Source organism: Paracoccus sp. S3-43, assembly GCF_029027965.1.
GTDB lineage: Bacteria > Pseudomonadota > Alphaproteobacteria > Rhodobacterales > Rhodobacteraceae > Paracoccus.
In genome coordinates, this window is record NZ_CP119082.1 from 320961 (window position 1) to 337811 (window position 16851).

Below are 16851 nucleotides of genomic sequence, written 5' to 3' on the forward strand. Positions count from 1 at the left end.
GGATGTCAGACGATTACGAACGCGCCTATATGCGAGCAAATGCGAATGCCGAGTTCATGGGGCATACGCTTGCCGATATCGTCCGGCGATTGATGCGCGTGAGCATCAACAATGATGGCAGTCAGGAATACCAGGCCGCAGAGGCGATCAGGTTTTTTCTTGAGCTTGTCTCGGCGTCTGAAGGCGTCAAGATCTATGACATCATAGAAAAGGCAGTCTCCGAGTTGGCTGTAGAGCGAGAGTGGGACCATTGCGAAGCTGATAAACTTCGCATTGCAAAAGATGCCACACGTTATCTGTTGGAGATGTCGTCCAAGGATGGGTTCGCCCGTGGGCGCGGTTCAAAACGCTGGGACGACGTTGAAAGCAGCATCAGGCTTCGGGAAGAGATGCGCGAATATCGTCGCAAGAAATGGCAGGAGGAGCACGCTGCAGCCAAGCCTGCCCCCACAGGAAAGCGCGGTAAATGAACTTCCGCATCGCCGACACCTTCACCGACAGCCTCGCCCGCCTGACCGCACAGGAACAGAAGGCAGCCAAGATCACTGCCTTCGACCTGCAGTCTAATCCGGCGGGCAATGGCTTGTCGTTCCATAAGGTCGATCGGGCGAAAGACAGCAATTTTTGGTCGGTCCGCGTCAATGCCGATATCCGCATCATTGTCCACCGGACGGATGGCGGCATCCTGCTGGCCTATGTCGATCATCACGACGACGCCTATAAATGGGCCGTGCGCCGCAGGATCGAGCGCCATCCGACCACCGGGGCGATGCAGCTGGTCGAGGTGCGCGAGCGCATCGAAGAAGTCGAGATCCGTCGGCCGAAGGAGCCCGCCGCCCCCGCTGTCAAAGCTGCACCGCGACTTTTCGACAACCTGCGCAAGTTCGAACTGATGAGCTTTGGCGTGCCCGAGGATTGGGTGAATGACGTCCGGGCTGCGACCGAAGACACGCTGTTCGACATCATCGAGCACTTGCCACAAGAGGCGCAGGAGGCGCTGTTGAAGCTCGCCGTGGGCGAGCAGCCGCAGCCGCCCGAACCAGTCGCACCCGAGGCCGATCCCTTCGCCCATCCCGATGCGCAGCGCCGTTTCCGGGTGCTGACCAACGTGGACGAACTCCGCCAGGCGCTGGACTATCCGTGGGAGAAATGGGCGGTCTTCCTCCACCCGGCGCAGCAATCGCTGGTGGAACGAAACTTCAACGGCCCCGCGCGCGTCACCGGCTCGGCTGGCACCGGAAAGACCATCGTGGCCCTGCACCGTGCCGTGCATCTGGCGCGCGCAAATCCGGGCGCGAAGGTGCTGCTGACGACCTTTTCAAAAGCGCTGGCGAATGCGCTGAAGATGAAACTTGCTACGCTGCTGGGAGCCGCACCCGAGATCGGCAGTCGGATTGACGTCAAGGCGATTTCCGCAGTCGGTTACGATCTTTACACCGCCAGGTTCGGCAGCCGAACATCGCCAATCCGGCCTTGATCCGCTCGCTTCTGACCAAGGCAGTAGCCGAGGTGGAGGGCGCCCGCTTCACCCCGCAGTTCCTGTTGGGAGAATGGGAGGATGTGGTCGATGCGTGGCAGATCCGAACCTGGGAAGATTACCGGGACGTTGCACGGCTTGGTCGCAAGACACGCATTGGCGGCAAGCAACGCGAAGCCCTCTGGGTGATTTTCCAGAAGGTCCGCGCTGGCCTGATGGATCGTGGCACCGTCACCTGGTCGGATGTATTCGGTCGCGTTACCGAAGCCATCGCTGCCGAGCGGCAACGTCCCTACGATTTCGCGATGCTGGACGAGGCCCAGGATCTCAGCATCGCCGAGGCAAGGTTCCTGGCGACTCTTGCCGGAGACAAGGAGAACGGGTTGTTCTTCGCCGGAGATATTGGCCAGCGCATTTTCCAGCAGCCGTTCTCGTGGAAGATGCTTGGGATTGATGTCCGCGGGCGCTCCTCGACCCTTCGGATCAACTATCGGACATCGCATCAGATCCGCGCACAAGCGGATCGTCTGCTGCCAAGCCTGGTTTCGGATGTGGACGGCAATTCCGAAAGCAGACGCGGCACGGTGTCGATTTTCGACGGGCCGGCTCCGATCATCCAGCCTTGCTGCGATGCGAATGATGAGGTGGCCAAGGTTGCGGCCTGGCTCCATGCGCGCTTGGGTGAAGGCATTTCGGCGGAAGAAATCGCAGTTTTCGTCCGTTCCAATTCCGAGCTGGGGCGGGCCCGTCGCGCGGTAAAGGCTGCCGGGTTGCCCCATATCGAACTTGGGGAGAAAGCAGAGATGACCGCGGGTTCAGTGGCAGTCTGCACCATGCATTTTGCCAAGGGCCTCGAGTTCAGAGCTGTGGCCGTCATTGCCTGTGACGACGATATTATCCCGCAAGCGGAACGCATTGCCGCTATCGCAGATGAGGCGGATCTTGAAGCCGTTTACGAGACCGAGCGCCATCTGCTTTACGTCGCCTGCACACGCGCAAGGGACTGCCTGCTGGTCTCCGGTATCGAACCCTTGTCGGAGTTTGTTGCTGATCTGACATCGTGATCATGGAACGGCAATCGCAGTGTTATCTGCCCTGGAGATCTTCCATGAGTTTATGTCCAATGGCTACAGCTATAGCTGAGGCCTAGGCGGGTGGAAAGCTTCACACCGCACATCTGAGTTCAGGCAAATGACGGCGGTTGCGCTCCCCCGCAACCACCGCTGTCATAATTCGCTGATAATCAATATATAACAGTATATTAGGCGGATTGTAAGCGGCGTCTGATGCCCGCATTGCTTGGCTGACACGCTGCTGCGAAGTCCTTTTCATTGGCTGATGGGGAGTGCGTTTCGCAATGTGTGCCAAGAATTCGTTTCTCACTTCTTTGGGTGTCAAGATCTATGCGTCCGGCCATCGCCTGTGGCCGACTGAGGTGAAGGCTCTGGTGGTCGCCGATACGCTTGTCTGGATCCGGGCCTATATGCATGAAGTGGTGATTGAGCTACTCCCCGATCCTTGGACAGCTTTCCGGCTGATTTAAGCTACTGCCTGTGCCTGCTGATCGGTTTCGCTGCTGTTGAAGTAGACCACGGCGGGCGGCTGCCCGCCATGGGCAGTGTGGGGTCGTCGATGGTTGTAGAAGTTGATCCAGTGCCCAATACCAACCTTGGCCTGCGATCCCGTTTCCCAGGCGTGCAGGTAGACGCATTCATACTTCAGGGATCGCCACAGACGCTCGATGAAGACGTTGTCGATGCAGCGCCCCTTGCCGTCCATCGAGATCCGAGTGCCAATGCGCTTCAGCCGATCAGTCCAGGCGAAGGACGTGAACTGTGAGCCCTGATCCGTGTTCATGATCCCGGGCGCGCCGAAGCGATGGATGGCCTCGTTCAGCGCCTCGACGCAGAAGTCGGCCTCCAGCGTGTTCGATATCCGCCAGGCCAGCACCTTGCGGGTGAACCAGTCCATGATCGCCACCAGATACAGAAAGCCCCGCCGCATCGGCAAATAGGTGATATCTGCGCACCAGACCTGACCGGGCCGATCCACCCGCAGCCCGCCCAACAGATAGGGATAGGTCTTGTGGCCTTTTCTCGGCTTGCTGGTGTTGGGCCTCTGGTAGATCGGCATCAGGCGCATGAGCCGCATCAGCCGCCGGATGCGTTTCTGGTTCACACCATGCCCCTCGTTCTGCAGGTGCCACGTCATCTGCCGCACGCCGTAGAAGGGTGTATCCAGGAACTGCTTGTCGATCAACAGCATGAGGTCGAGGTTCATCGCCGTCTCGCCCTGCGGCGCGTAATAGAACGACGACCGCGAGATCGATAGCAGGCGGCACTGCGCCCCGACCGACAGGCTTGGGTGGTTCTTCTCAACCATTCCGCGCCTCACTTGCCGATCCAGGGCTTGAGCTTTCGTGACAAAAAATCGTTGGCGACGGCCAGCTCTCCGATCTTGGCGTGCAGGTCACGGACAGTTTCTTCGGCAACCTCGGCCGCTGCCGCAGCCTTGCCGCCCCGCTCGAAGATCCCTGCGGCACCCTCCAGAAGCGACCGTTTCCATTGATGGATCATCGTCGGATGCACGCCATATTCGGCGGCCAGCTCTGACACTGTGCGCTCCCCCTTCACGGCTTCCAGCGCCACACGCGCCTTGAACGCCGCATCGTGGTTCCTGCGTCTCGACATCTCTGTTCTCCTCGTTCTTGGAGACCAGCAGACTTCAGATCGTAGCTTCCGTCACTGTCCGATTTTCGGGGGGTAGCTCAGATCGGTAGTCGTGGCGAGGTGATCGCCCGCCATCCCCGGTGCTGGGAACGCGATGAGATCGTCTTCGACCCGATCCATTACCTTCCGCTGATCGAGCGGAAGATCAATGCGCTCGACCAGGCGGCACCGTTGCAGGGCTGGGACCTGCCAGAGGAGTTCGCCACGTTGCGCCGGCTGATGGAGGCGCGGATGAACCGCCACGGCCGACGCGAATATGTCCAGGTTCGGCGGCTTCTGGAGACTTTCGATCTCGCCGTTCATCTCGAGGATGCTGACGTGGTGGGTCAGTCGGTCGAGGAGCGCGCCGGTCAGGCGCTCGGAACCGAAGGTTTCGGTCCATTCATCGAAGGGCAGATTGCTGGTGATCAGGGTCGATCCGCGCTCATAGCGCTGCGAGATCAGCTCGAACAGCAATTCGGCGCCGGTCTTCGACAACGGCACGAAGCCAAGTTCGTCGATGATGAGCAGCTTGTATCCGGCCATCTGCTTCTGGAAGCGCAGCAGGCGGCGTTCATCGCGGGCCTCCATCATCTCGCTGACCAGCGCCGCAGCGGTGGTAAAGCCAACGGACAGGCCGTTCTTTTACGCCGCCCGCAGCAGCATCAGGCCGCCGCTTCCGTGGACCAATTTCCCACCGCCGTTCTCACGCGGGATTGGAATGGCGGGTATCCGCCACGGTACGACCTCATTGTTTGCAGCGCTCGACATCGCGACCTGAGCAGTGATCGGCAAATGTTACAAGCGTCACCATGCGACGGAATTCCTCGACTTCCTGAAGCAGATCGACGCGGCAATGCCAAAAGGGCGGGCGTCATTCAGCGCGTCAGCCACTCATATATGGATTGCGTGACCAAGCGCCTTGAGCGAGGCTTCATGCACCGCCTCGCCCTGTGTCGGATGGGCGTGAATGACGCCCGCGACATCCTCCAGCACCGCGCCCATCTCGAGGAGGGTCGCGAATTGGCTGGACAGTTCCGAGACGTGCCGGCCGACGGCCTGAATGCCCAGGATGCGGTGATCGGACTTGCGGGCAACGACGCGGACGAACCCGCCATCGTCCGCCGCCTCCATCGACAGGGCACGTCCATTCGCCTGGAACGGGAACACGCCGATCAGCGGCTCGACCCCTTCAGGGACCTGGTCAGGTCCAAGTCCCACGGCCACGATCTCGGGCTCGGTGAAGCATACCGCCGGAATGGCGACCGGATCGAAATATCGCCGCTTGCCCGCGATGATCTCGGCCACCATCTCGCCCTGGGCGGAGGCCTTGTGAGCCAGCATCGGTTCTCCGACCAGATCACCGATAGCCCAGACGTTTGTGGTCGAGGTGGCGCAGCGTTCGTTCACCTGGACGAAAGGACCCGCCATCTGCAGCGCCATGCCCTCCAGCCCGCGGGTCTGCGGGCGGCGCCCAACCGTGACAAGGATGCGATCGGCTGGCAATACGAGGTGTTCGCCTGCGCTGGTCTCGATCTCCAACCCGTCGGGGGTCTCGCCAAGAGCCTTTGCACCGAGATGCAGCGCGATACCGTGATCCTGTAACCAGCGCTTCACGGGATCGGTCAGTTGCTTGTCATAGGTGGGCAGCACCCGATCCTGCGCCTCGACAACGGACACTTCAGACCCGAACCGTGCAAAGACGCTGCCCAGCTCCAGACCGATATAGCCCCCGCCAACCACGACCATGCGCTTGGGCAGTTCGGTCAGGGACAGTGCCTCGGTCGAGCCGATGATCTTGCCGCCAAAAGGCAGCATCGGCAGCTGCGCCGTGACCGATCCTGTTGCAAGGATCACATGCTCGGCTTGAATGGTGATCTCGCCTTCGGCGGTCTCAACCGTGCAGGTCTTGGCATCAGCAAATGTTGCCCAGCCTGACACCACACGCACCTTGGCCTTGCGAAGCAATCCCGCGACCCCGCCATTCAGACGGTCGACGATGCTTTCCTTCCACGCGGCAGTTTCCGCCAAATCGAGACTCGGCACCCCTGCCAGGGGTATCCCCAACCTGCCTTCCGGCCGTGCGGCACCGGTGATCTGGTCATAAATGCCGGCCGCATGGATCAGCGCCTTTGATGGGATGCAGCCGCGGATCAGGCAGGTTCCGCCAAGGCGGTCGCCCTCGACCAGAACAGTGTCCAGGCCAAGCTGGCCCGCACGGATTGCGGCAACATAGCCGCCCGGTCCGCCGCCCACGACCAGGACCTTCGGGTTAAGCGTCTGTGTCATCGGATCAATCCATGAAAATCAGGGCAGGATGTTCAAGCAGGCGCTTCATGCGCTGCACGAACTGCGCGGCGTCCCATCCATCGACAATGCGATGGTCGAAGGAGCAGGACAGGTTCATCATCTTGCGGATGGTGACAAAGTTGCCCTGAACCACAGGACGGTCCACCAGCTTGTTCGGTGCGATGATGGCGACTTCGGGATGATTGATGACGGGCGTCGTCACCACGCCGCCAATGGGGCCAAGACTCGTCAAGGTGATGGTCGAACCGGACAGTTCCTCGCGCGTGGCACGTCCCGCCTTGGCAGCGCCAGAGACGCGCGCCAGTTCGCTTGCGCAGTCCCAAAGGTCGCGCGCTTCGGCATGACGCACCACCGGAACCATCAGGCCGCCAGGCGTTTGCGTGGCGATGCCGACATGCACGCCTTCATAGCTGTGAAGCACACCGGCGTCGTCATCATAGCGCGCATTGATCTGCGGGAAATCAGGCAGCGCCTTGACGAGGGCCCGCATTAGGAAGGGCAGCAGCGTCAGCTTGGGCTGATCCCCGACGCGATGCGCATTCATGTCTGCGCGCAGGGCTTCAAGTTCAGTCAGGTCGCATTCTTCGACATAGGCGATGTGAGGGATACGACGCTTGGCTTCTTGCATCTTCTCGGCGATCTTGCGCCGCAGGCCGATGATCTTCGTCTCGTTGACGCCACCCTTTTCCACCAGTCCGCCGCTGGCTGGCAACAGGCTGTTTGCACCGCCCGAGGTGATGTAGTGGTCCAGATCCTCAGGGGTGATACGGCCCGCAGGGCCGGTGCCGGACACATATTGCAGGGCGATGCCCATCTCATGCGCTCGCCGCCGCGTGGCGGGAGAGGCCAATGGTGCGTCGCCCGGCGACCTTGTCGCGAATGCGGGCTTGCGAGCTGATGCATCACTGCGCCGCTTCGCGGGTGCCGCAACAGGAGGCTCCGACTTGCTGACGGGTTTTTCGGGTGCGATGGGTTCGGGGGCTGGTGTGGCAGGCGCTTCCGGCTTTGCTGGCGCGCTCGCCACGGTCGCGGCATCGGCGGCGGTTGCATTGCCGGCACCCTCGACTTCGAATTCAACAAGCACCGAGCCGACGGGCATCATCGCCCCCGCTTCGCCGTGCAGGGCAGTCACCACGCCGTCGATGGGCGACGTGATATCGACGGTCGCCTTGTCGGTCATGACATCGACAAGGGTCTGGTCTTCCTTGATGGCGTCGCCGACCTTGACGTGCCAGGCGGAGATTTCGGCCTCGGCCACGCCTTCGCCAATGTCCGGCAGTCGGAAAAGATAACGTCCCATCAATGATTCTCCATCACGCGATTGAGCGCCTTGATCAGTCGGGCAGGGCCGGGGAAGTAATCCCATTCGAAGGCATGCGGGTATGGCGTGTCCCAGCCAGCCACGCGCTCAATCGGGCTTTTTAGCGTCCATAAACACCGCTCCTGCACAAGCGCCGACAGCTCGCCACCGAAGCCGCCGAAGCGGGAGGCTTCGTGGAAGATGATGCAGCGGCCGGTCTTCAGCACCGAGGCAACAATGGTCTCGATGTCCAGCGGCACAATCGAGCGCAGATCGACCAGTTCGGCGTCGATGCCGCTTTCCTCAATGGCGGATTTCGCGACATGGACCATGGTGCCATAGGCCAGGACCGTCACGTCTGACCCCGGCCGCACCACGGCGGCCTTGCCCAGCGGCACAGTATAGTGACCCTCAGGCACCTCGGCTTCGGGCAGGCCCGCCCAGGTTTTCAAGGCCAGCTCGTGGCGACCGTCAAAGGGGCCGTTGTAAAGCCGCTTGGGCTCAAGGAAAATGACCGGATCATCATCCTCGATAGCCGCAATCAGGAGCCCCTTTGCATCATACGGGGTCGAGGGGATCACCGTCTTGAGCCCCGTGATATGGGCAAAGATCGCCTCGGGGCTCTGGCTGTGGGTTTGACCGCCAAAGATGCCACCGCCATAAGGGCTGCGGACGGTGATCGGGGCCCAGAACTCGCCATTCGAGCGATAGCGCAGCCGTGCCGCCTCGGACACCAGCTGATCGAAGGCCGGAAGAATGTAATCCGCAAACTGGATCTCTGGGATGGGCCGCAGGCCATAGGCGCCCATGCCGATGGCGGTGGCGATAATCCCGCCCTCGCTGATTGGCGCATCGAAGCAGCGCTGCCGCCCGTGTTTCTTCTGCAGACCGTCCGTGACGCGGAAAACACCACCGAAATAGCCGACGTCCTCGCCAAAGATCAGCGTATCGGGATCCTGGGTCAGCTTGACGTCGAGCGCGGAGTTCAACGCCTGAATCATGTTCATCGTCGGCATATCAGATCCCCAGTTCCCGCCGTTGTTCGATCACGCGCCAGTCGGGTTCCTTGAACACGCCCTCGAACATCTCGGCCACGCTCGGCTTTGATTTCCCCAAGGTGCCGACGGATTCACCCTGCTTGACCGCGTCGCGCACGCGCTGGTCAAGCTCCTCGATGAGCTGCGTGTGGCGTTCTTCGTCCCATTCGCCCAGCGTGATCAGATGCACCTTCAGCCGCTCGACCGGGTCGCCCAATGGCCAATGCGCCGCCTCGTCTGCGGGACGGTATTTGGTCGGATCATCCGAGGTCGAATGTCCTGCCGCGCGATACGTGAACAATTCGATCAGTGTGGCGCCACGATTGGTTCGGGCCCGCTCGGCTGCCCATTCTGTCGCCGCCCAGACAGCCAAAAAGTCATTGCCATCCACGCGAAGGCCCGGCAGTCCGTAGGCAAGCGCCTTGGCCGCAAAGGTCGTCTCATTCGCGCCGGCAATCCCGGAAAAGCTGGAAAATCGCCCACTGATTGTTGGTCACACACAGGATGGCAGGAGCCCGATAAACGCTGGCAAAGGTCAGTGCCCCATGGAAATCACCCTCTGCCGTGGTGCCGTCGCCGATATAGGCGAGCGCGATCTTGTCGTCGCCCTTGTAGGCCGAGGCCATGGCCCAGCCGACCGCATGACCGAACCGGCTGCCGACATTGCCCGACAGCGAGTAGAAGCCGTATTCCCGGGCGGAATACAGGATCGGCAACTGCCTGCCCTTCAGAGGATCATTCGCGTTGGAGAAAATCTGGTTGACCAGTTTGACCAGGGGGTAATCCCGGGCCATCAGCCAACCCAGGACACGGTAGGTGGGAAAGCACATGTCGCCCCGGTCCAGCATCATCGACTGGGCAACTGCGATCGCCTCCTCGCCGGTGGATTTCATGTAGAAGCTGGTCTTCCCTTGCCGGTGGGCCCGAAAAAGCCGGTCATCGAAGGCGCGGGTCAGCAGCATGGCCGTCAGCCCACGGCGCAAGGTCTCGGGTGATAGGCGCGGGTTCCAGGGGCCGACGGCTGTCCCTGTCTCGCCCAACACACGGATCAGGCCGTAAGGCAGATCCCGCATGTCTGCTTCTGGAGCTTCGACTTCGGGACGGCGCGTGTCCCCGGCAGCGGAACGTGCATCCCGCTGAAATCCGCCGCATCACCCGGCCGCTTCTCGGGCTCGGGAATGTGCAGCGTCAGTTTCGGACGGTTTGACATATCTTTACGCCACCTTTCGCAAACTCAAGCAAGGTGCTTGAAGAGAGTTGTATGATTGGATGCTGATCCGACGCCTTTTTCCGGGCGCCGGATCTGCCGGCAATAACGCGGCTACGCGGCCAGAGGAGTGTTGCTGACAATGACCCCATCAGCGTCGCAATAAAGGAAGGCACCGGGCCTGAAGATCGCTCCATCTTGTTCAATTGTGATGCCGATCTGCCCTGCGCCGTTCAGCGTCCCCCGCCGTGGTGTAACCGCGGTTGCGACGATCCCGAGATCGATGGTCGACAGTGCTTCGGTGTCACGGATGGCTCCGAAGACGACGACACCTTCCCATCCATTCCTGACAGCCAAGGCGGCCAGTCTGTCACCAAAAACAGCGGCCTGTGTCGACAAACCATTATCGATGACCAGGATCCGACCGTTTCCCGAAGTTTGAACCACTTGACGGACGAGCCCGGCATCCTGGTACGTGCGAACGGTCGCAATCTCACCGCAGAATGCGCGCTTGAGGCCAAAGCTGCGAAACTGTGTAGCACAGACCTGCACCTGGCCCTGGTGACCGTCGCAGAGATCGGCAGTGGTGAATGCAGTCATTCGGATTTCTCCCGACAATCCATCATTCGGTGAAGATCTCGTCGCGGCCCTTGTTCAGCTTGGGGATCAGCGCCAAGGCCAGCAGTGCGACCGCGACCAGAAGCAGCCCGAGGCTGACCGGATGGGTGACAAAGGTCGTCATCTCGCCCCGCGACAGGATCAGGGCGCGGCGCAGGTTTTCCTCCAGCAGCTTGCCCAGAACAAAGCCCAGAAGCAGCGGCGCGGGCTCGAACCCCAGCTTGATCAGAACATAGCCCATGACGCCGAACAGCGCGATGAACAGCACGTCGGTGGGCAGCGAGCTGATGGAATAGATGCCAATGCAGCAGAACATGACGATGGCCGGGAACATCAGCCGATAGGGCACCTTTAGCAGCCGCACCCAAACACCCACCAGCGGCAGGTTGATGACCAGCAGCATCAGGTTACCAATCCACATGGAGGCGATCATGCCCCAGAACAGGTCCGGGTTGGTGGTCATCACCTGCGGGCCGGGGATGATCCCCTGGATGGTCATCGCGCCCACCATCAGCGCCATGACGGCGTTCGGCGGGATGCCCAGCGTCAGCAGCGGGATGAAGCTGGTCTGCGCGCCCGCGTTGTTGGCCGATTCCGGCCCGGCGACGCCCTCGATGGCGCCCTTGCCGAACCGCGAAGGATCCTTCGCCAACTTCTTTTCCACCGCATAGGATGCAAAGGGCGCCAGCACCGCGCCATTACCCGGCAGCAGCCCGAGGATCGAGCCGATCACCGTGCCGCGCATCACCGGCCTCCAGGACTGGCGCAGATCGTCGCAGTTGGGCAGCAGCCGACCGATGGCGTGGCGGACCACGTCGCGCTGTTCGCCTCCTTCCAGGTTGCGCATGATCTCGGCGATGCCGAACAGACCCATGGCGAGGACCGCGAAGTCGATGCCGTCCATCAAGAAGGGCAGGCCGAAAGTCATCCGCTGGTCGCCGGTTTCCAGATCCAGCCCTACGGTGGACAGCAGGACCCCCAGAAAGATCATTGCCCCGGCCTTGAGCAGTGACCCGTGAGCCAGCACCATGGCAAAGACCAGGCCCATCAGCATCAGCGAGAAATATTCGGCGGGGCCGAAGACCAGCGCCAGCTTGGTCAGGGGCGCGCCAAGGGCCGCGATCAGCAGCGTGGCGACGGTGCCGGCGGCAAAGGATCCGATGGCCGCCACGCCAAGCGCGATGCCCGCGCGGCCCTGCTTGGCCATCTGATGCCCGTCCACGGCCGTCACGACCGAGGTACCCTCGCCCGGGATGTTGACCAGGATCGCGGTGGTCGAGCCACCGTATTGGGCGCCGTAGTAGATTCCCGCCAGCATGATCAACGCGCCGACCGGCGGAAAGCCGAAGGTGATCGGCAGCAGCATGGCTATGGTGGCGGTGGCGCCCACGCCGGGCAGAACGCCGATCAGCGTGCCTACAAGGCAGCCGATGAAGGCCAAGGCAAGGTTCTGGAAGTGCAATGCGACGCCAAGGCCAAGCCCGAGGTTCGAGATAAGTTCAGACATGGGGCACCTCGCCGGTCTTGTTGCCCTTGCGGCCAAGCAGGATCAGCACGACCGTCGCGGCGATCAGGGTCACGGCAACCAGCCGCATCGGAGCTTTCATGCCCCAGTCCGTTGGGAACCACCCCTGCATCGATCGTGGGAAAAGCGGAATGGGCAGGTTCAGCACGTCGGCGAACAGCACCATGCAAAAACCGGTCAAACCAAGGGCAAGGCAAAGGCGTTCACGCAGCGTTGCCTCGGACGTCGCGAAACTAGAGATCAGGATCGACAAGGGACCGGCGATAACAAGCCCCAAACCGGAGGTGGTCACGGAGCCCAAGGGGAAGGACCGGATGGTCAGGGCAAAGGCAACGATGCCCGCCGTCACCATGGCGGGACCACGCAGGTGCCAGCCTTCCAGGGCTTCACCCGGTTGCAGGAAGGCACCGGCCAGCAGCGCAAGCCCGCAGAGGCCCACCCCGACGGCAAGCCAGCGCGGCAGCATGGCAGGGCCCATTTCGCCCAACGTGCCCTGCGACAGATCCCGCGTCAGCCACAGCGCCAGTGCCGCCAGCCCCAGCAGAACTAAGCCGCCCACCAGGTTCTGCGAGGATCGGAGCGTCAGGCCCCTGTCCCCGAGGTTCATGTCTCCACGACTCTGATTCATCTCTCCCCTCCCTTGAAGCCCATGGCTCGACCGCAGGTTGATCACGGTATTCTGTGGTCCGCCGCCCGGCCATGAGGCCGGACGGCACCTGAAGTCATTCCTTCGGAACCCCAGCGGTGGCGACCAGCTTGCTGTGCTTGTCGAGTTCGGTTTCGAAGAAGGTGGCCGTCGTAGCGGGATCCGTCCCCTCGACCACAACGCCTTGGCCGGCGAAGTATTCCGCGACGGCCGGATCCTCCAGCGCGGTCTTCGTCTCGGCATAAAGGCGGTCTACCAGTTCGGCAGGCATGTCCTTGGGGCCGACCATGGCGATCCAGGCGTCGAAGTCATAGTCGGGCAGGCCTTCCTCGGCCAGGGTCGGCACGTCGGGCAGCGAGGCCACACGGTCCTTGGTGGACACGGCCAGCGCCTTCAGGGTGCCCGCCTGGATCTGGGGCAGGGCGGCGGTGATTGACAGGAAGCCCAGCTGGACATGGCCCGCAACCAGGTCGTTCGTCAAAGGCCCCGTGCCCTTGTAGGGGACGTGGCGCAGGTCGATCCCGGCCTCGCTGGTCAGCAGCACCCCGGCCAGGTGGATCGCGGTGCCGTTCCCGGCGGAGCCATAGTCAAGCTCGCCCGGCTTTTCCTTGGCCATGGCGATCAACTCCTTGGCCGAGTTCGCCGGATAGTCGGGATGGGCCACCAGCACCAGCGGGACCGATCCGATGACCGATATCGGCGTGATATCCTTCAGCGTGTCGAAGGGAACGGTCTTCATGATGCTGGGATTGATCACGTGGTTCGACGAGATCATGCCGATCGTGTAGCCATCGGGGGCGGCACCCGACAGTTCCGCCGTGCCGATCACGCCTCCGGCGCCGGGGCGGTTTTCCACGAAGAACTGCTGTCCCAGGCGCTTCGAGAATTCGTCGCCCAGCTTACGCGCAATTACGTCCACGGTGGAAGCGGGCGCCAGCGGCACCAGGATCTGTACCGGGCGCGCCGGATAATTCTCTTGCGCCATCGCCGGGGCGCCCGCAAGCGCCAGCATCGACGCCCCCAGAGCCGCCGACCATTTGGCCGTCTTCACAAGATGTTCGAACATTTATCGACCTCCTCCCTTGTCGATGGTGGCGGCCTGCTGCCGCCTGTGGTCGTTCCGTCCCGTCAGCCGAAGCGCTGCTTCAGCTCCTCGAATGAGACGAGCTCGCCCGCGATGGCGCTTGCCGCCACGGTGGGCGGGCTGGCCAGCCAAACGGAGCCCGGTCCTCCCCGGCCGGGAAAGTTGCGGTTGATCGCGCTGACCGTCACCTGGTCCGGCGCGGTGGACACCCCCGGCCCGCATTGCCCGCAGGCGCCGCAGGCGGGCTGCAGCATCTCGGCCCCGACTTCCTGGAAGGTCTTCAGATAGCCCTTGGCGATGCAGTAGTCGCGCACCTGCACTGTGCCGCATTGCAGATAGAGGGTCACGCCCTCCCGCACCCGCAGCCCGCGATCGGCAGCCCAGCGAAGAACCTGATGGTAATGGTCGAAATCCTCGCGTTTTCCGGCGGTGCAGGATCCGCCATAGGCGATGTCCACGCGGGGCCGGTCCGCCACCGCCGACAGGTTCATGCCATTGCCGGGATCGCCGGGCAGGGCCACCATCGGCTCGACGGTGGAACAGTCCAGCGTGATCGTGCCCGCATAGGTCGCGCCGGGATCGCTTTTCATCCAAGGTTCCAGCACCACATCGACGCCGCGCCGTTCCTTGATGAAGCGGACGGTTTCCGCGTCCGGCTCGACCAGGCCGGTCAGCCCGCCCAGTTCGGCGACCATGTTGGTGAAGGTCGCGCGTTCGTCGGTCGAAAGCGATGCGATGACCGGGCCTGCGAATTCGAACACCTTGCCGACGCCGTAGCCCGCCTTGATGTCGGGTTCGGCCAGCAGCTTCAGCACGATGTCCTTTGCCGTGACGCCGGGGCGGCGCTCGCCCTCCAGCCGGATCAGCAGCGTTTCGGGCATGGTCAGGCGGCAGGCGCCGGTCATGAAGGCATTGGCCATGTCGGTGGTGCCGACCCCATAGGCGAAACAGCCGACCGCGCCGGAATGCGGCGTGTGCGAATCGGTCCCCACCAGGATCTGGCCGGGCAGCGCATAGGATTCCGCCATCATCGCGTGCGAGATCCCCTCGGATCCCCCCTCGCCCAGCAGATAGCCGTGGTCTTTCAGCCCATAGGCCCGCGCGAAGGCGCGATGCGCATCCGACAGTCGCCGGATGCCGCCCAGCAGGTTGTTTTTCACATGCGTCGGGCTGCGATGGGCATAGGAATTGTGATCCTCGAACAGGATGATCGTGTCGGGATCGTGCAGTTCCAGCGGCTCACCGAACCGCGAATGCAGCATGTGGGCCGCCATGCCGGTATAGTATTCATGGATGAAGCGGAAATCGGCGCGCACGAAGCCGCCGGTGCCGGGCGTCATCGGCCAGTCGAAGCCCTGGACCTGCAAGGCATGGCGGCGGATGATCTTTTCGGCCAGCGTCATCGGGCGGTCCGTGTCAGCCAAGGCGCCGACGGTAACACCCTTCATCCGCTTCTGGCCGTAATTCAGCAACCCACCGTCGCGGGTGATGGCGGCGGCAAGCGCGTCACGACCGGCAACGATATCGTCCAGAGAAATCGCCTCGCCTGCCTGGATGCGGTCCAACAGTGAAAAGTCCGTCGAGGTCAGCAGTCCGATATTGTCACAGTTCTGGCGATAGATGCGTTCGAAGCTTTCCGCGATCACCAGGCGGATCCCGGCGCTGTATTCCGCCAGCGGGCTGTGTTCGCGCGAGGATCCCTTGCCGTATCGCGTGCCGCCGACCAGCACCTGGAACCCGCCGTCCAGCAGGGTCCGTTCACCGATGGGAAACGCGCCCTCGCATTTCAGGCCGGTATGGGCATGGCGGCCCAGCGTCGCATCGAAGTTCAGCAGCGTGGGCAGCGGCGTGATCTCATCGGTCGAGATGTCGTCGCGCAGCGGTCCCCCCTGCGTCAGGGTGATGTCCTCGCCCGCGATCTGGCGGTGCAGCATGTCCGCCGAGGCCGTCAGGAACAGCACGCGTCCCGGGAAGGTCAGCGCCTGCCGGTGGCTGGGGTCTGCTTGTCCGCTCATCCCGTCGCTCCCCTTAAACCGCACCCGTCGGATGCGCTGATGGTCTACCTGTTATACCAACTGAAAGGTGGACGCAACGACAGGTTTCCGGTAGCGTGGCGATTGTTGCCGATCCCGGAGGTTTCGATCTTGCAAATGCTGAATGGCGAACCCATCCAACGCCGCCGCCTTTATCAGGATGTTGCCGACCGGCTAAGCAAGGCCATCATCGAGGGCGACATCAAGGCGGGCGAGCCATTGCCATCCGAACGTGAAATCATGGACGCCTTTGGCGTCGGTCGCACCGCCGTGCGCGAAGCTCTGTTCGCCTTGCAGACCGATGGGCTGGTCAGCCTTAGTTCGGGCCGCCGTCCGGTTGTCGTGGAACAGGCCAAGTCGATCATGGAAAAACTTGCGACGCCCGCCCGGCAGATGCTGATCAAGCCCGACCGGCTGCGGCAGTTGCAAGAGGCGCGCAGACTTCTGGAAAAGTCGCTGGCCCGGCAGGCCGCCCGTACCGCGTCGTCCGAACAGATTACTGCCATCGAGGCGGCGCTGGCCAAGAACCGCGCCGCCTTGGGTGACAGAGATGCCTTTGTGCGCACGAATATGGAGTTTCACGTCCAGATCGCACGCGCCTGCGACAATGTCTTCGTCGATGCACTGCTGACCGCGGTTAGCGAGTGGCTGGACGAGCACCGCCGCATCGCCATCAAGAAACCCGGCGCGGCCGAACTGGCCTATCGTCGCCATGAGGAAATTTTCCAAGCGATCCGCTGCGGCGAAATGGACGCAGCTGAAACCGCGATGGAGCAGCATTTGATCGAATCGCAGGATGCCTATTGGGCCGAGGTCGGACACGGCAGCGGTTCGGACGCTCAGCCTAGGGAATGACCTGCGGCCGCCACTTACCGTAGTAGCCGGACCCGCTATCGACAGGCCGGC

Annotated in this window: 16 protein-coding genes and 3 pseudogenes; 6 read left to right on the plus strand and 13 right to left on the minus strand. The window is 62.4% G+C overall.

Annotation, left to right across the window (positions count from 1 at the left end; genetic code table 11):
- Positions 1-2 precede the first annotated feature (2 nt).
- From PXD02_RS01560 to PXD02_RS01570, 3 genes are read left to right on the plus strand one after another with little or no spacing between them, the layout of a single operon-like run.
- Positions 3-470, plus strand: coding sequence for a hypothetical protein (locus PXD02_RS01560; protein ID WP_275105226.1), 468 nt, complete (start codon positions 3-5; stop codon positions 468-470).
- Positions 467-1477: a type II toxin-antitoxin system RelE family toxin gene (locus tag PXD02_RS01565; protein WP_275105227.1), complete on the plus strand. Its 1011-nt coding sequence runs from the start codon at positions 467-469 to the stop codon at positions 1475-1477. Before PXD02_RS01560 ends, PXD02_RS01565 begins: the two co-directional genes overlap by 4 nt.
- Entirely contained in the window at positions 1474-2541 is a 1068-nt protein-coding gene (locus PXD02_RS01570; protein ID WP_275105228.1) for a 3'-5' exonuclease, read from the plus strand. The genes PXD02_RS01565 and PXD02_RS01570 overlap by 4 nt, the downstream gene beginning before the upstream one ends.
- 475 nt (positions 2542-3016) lie before the next feature.
- Here PXD02_RS01570 and PXD02_RS01575 read toward each other — a convergent pair.
- Positions 3017-4167, minus strand: a protein-coding gene (locus PXD02_RS01575) for an IS3 family transposase (RefSeq protein WP_473092012.1) whose coding sequence is annotated in 2 segments (ribosomal slippage) — positions 3017-3915 and positions 3915-4167 — 1152 coding nt in all. Because the reading frame shifts where the segments join, the coding sequence is not laid out codon by codon here.
- Positions 4168-4248: 81 nt separating this feature from the next.
- On the opposite strand from PXD02_RS01575, the pseudogene PXD02_RS01580 reads away from it, so the two are divergent.
- Positions 4249-4503: pseudogene (locus PXD02_RS01580) on the plus strand (IS21 family transposase); the annotation flags it as partial.
- Here the strand turns inward: PXD02_RS01580 and istB are convergent.
- Positions 4498-4830: pseudogene (istB, locus tag PXD02_RS01585) on the minus strand (IS21-like element ISSsp5 family helper ATPase IstB); the annotation flags it as partial. The pseudogenes PXD02_RS01580 and istB overlap by 6 nt on opposite strands.
- Before the next feature lie 85 nt (positions 4831-4915).
- Between istB and PXD02_RS01590 the strand changes: the two are divergent.
- Positions 4916-5059 (plus strand): annotated as a pseudogene (locus tag PXD02_RS01590) (IS630 family transposase); the annotation flags it as partial.
- A gap of 20 nt (positions 5060-5079) precedes the next feature.
- Here PXD02_RS01590 and lpdA read toward each other — a convergent pair.
- The 11 genes from lpdA to PXD02_RS01635 all read right to left on the minus strand — a co-directional run bounded on the left by lpdA (position 5080) and on the right by PXD02_RS01635 (position 15927).
- Positions 5080-6474 carry a dihydrolipoyl dehydrogenase gene (gene lpdA, locus PXD02_RS01595; RefSeq protein ID WP_275105229.1) on the minus strand — a complete coding sequence of 465 codons (1395 nt, stop codon included), beginning with the start codon at positions 6472-6474 and terminating at the stop codon, positions 5080-5082.
- A gap of 4 nt (positions 6475-6478) precedes the next feature.
- Positions 6479-7795: a dihydrolipoamide acetyltransferase family protein gene (locus PXD02_RS01600; RefSeq protein WP_275105230.1), complete on the minus strand. Its 1317-nt coding sequence runs from the start codon at positions 7793-7795 to the stop codon at positions 6479-6481.
- Entirely contained in the window at positions 7795-8811 is a 1017-nt protein-coding gene (locus PXD02_RS01605; protein WP_275105231.1) for an alpha-ketoacid dehydrogenase subunit beta, read from the minus strand. The genes PXD02_RS01600 and PXD02_RS01605 overlap by 1 nt, the downstream gene beginning before the upstream one ends.
- A 1-nt stretch (position 8812) precedes the next feature.
- Positions 8813-9223 (minus strand): thiamine pyrophosphate-dependent enzyme, encoded by a 411-nt coding sequence (locus PXD02_RS16760; RefSeq protein WP_342759403.1) that lies wholly within the window; start codon positions 9221-9223, stop codon positions 8813-8815.
- A 49-nt stretch (positions 9224-9272) separates the two neighbouring features.
- Positions 9273-9905 carry a thiamine pyrophosphate-dependent dehydrogenase E1 component subunit alpha gene (locus tag PXD02_RS16765; protein ID WP_342759405.1) on the minus strand — a complete coding sequence of 211 codons (633 nt, stop codon included), beginning with the start codon at positions 9903-9905 and terminating at the stop codon, positions 9273-9275.
- Positions 9881-10042, minus strand: a complete 162-nt coding sequence (locus tag PXD02_RS16815) for a hypothetical protein (RefSeq protein ID WP_473092043.1) — start codon at positions 10040-10042, stop codon at positions 9881-9883. Before PXD02_RS16815 ends, PXD02_RS16765 begins: the two co-directional genes overlap by 25 nt.
- 111 nt (positions 10043-10153) lie before the next feature.
- The gene (gene rraA, locus PXD02_RS01615) at positions 10154-10639 is read right to left on the minus strand and encodes a ribonuclease E activity regulator RraA (RefSeq protein ID WP_275105232.1); all 486 of its coding nucleotides are present in this window, start codon (positions 10637-10639) and stop codon (positions 10154-10156) included.
- A gap of 22 nt (positions 10640-10661) precedes the next feature.
- Positions 10662-12164: a tripartite tricarboxylate transporter permease gene (locus PXD02_RS01620; RefSeq protein ID WP_275105233.1), complete on the minus strand. Its 1503-nt coding sequence runs from the start codon at positions 12162-12164 to the stop codon at positions 10662-10664.
- Complete coding sequence (locus PXD02_RS01625) at positions 12157-12855, minus strand: tripartite tricarboxylate transporter TctB family protein (RefSeq protein WP_275105234.1); 699 nt, start codon at positions 12853-12855, stop codon at positions 12157-12159. The genes PXD02_RS01620 and PXD02_RS01625 overlap by 8 nt, the downstream gene beginning before the upstream one ends.
- A 49-nt stretch (positions 12856-12904) precedes the next feature.
- Positions 12905-13894, minus strand: a complete 990-nt coding sequence (locus tag PXD02_RS01630; RefSeq protein ID WP_275105235.1) for a Bug family tripartite tricarboxylate transporter substrate binding protein — start codon at positions 13892-13894, stop codon at positions 12905-12907.
- 62 nt (positions 13895-13956) lie between these two features.
- On the minus strand, positions 13957-15927 hold the full coding sequence (locus PXD02_RS01635; RefSeq protein WP_275105236.1) for an aconitase family protein: 1971 nt from the start codon (positions 15925-15927) through the stop codon (positions 13957-13959).
- A gap of 39 nt (positions 15928-15966) precedes the next feature.
- Between PXD02_RS01635 and PXD02_RS01640 the strand changes: the two genes are divergently transcribed.
- Positions 15967-16800: an FCD domain-containing protein gene (locus tag PXD02_RS01640; RefSeq protein WP_275105237.1), complete on the plus strand. Its 834-nt coding sequence runs from the start codon at positions 15967-15969 to the stop codon at positions 16798-16800.
- Positions 16801-16851 lie beyond the last annotated feature (51 nt).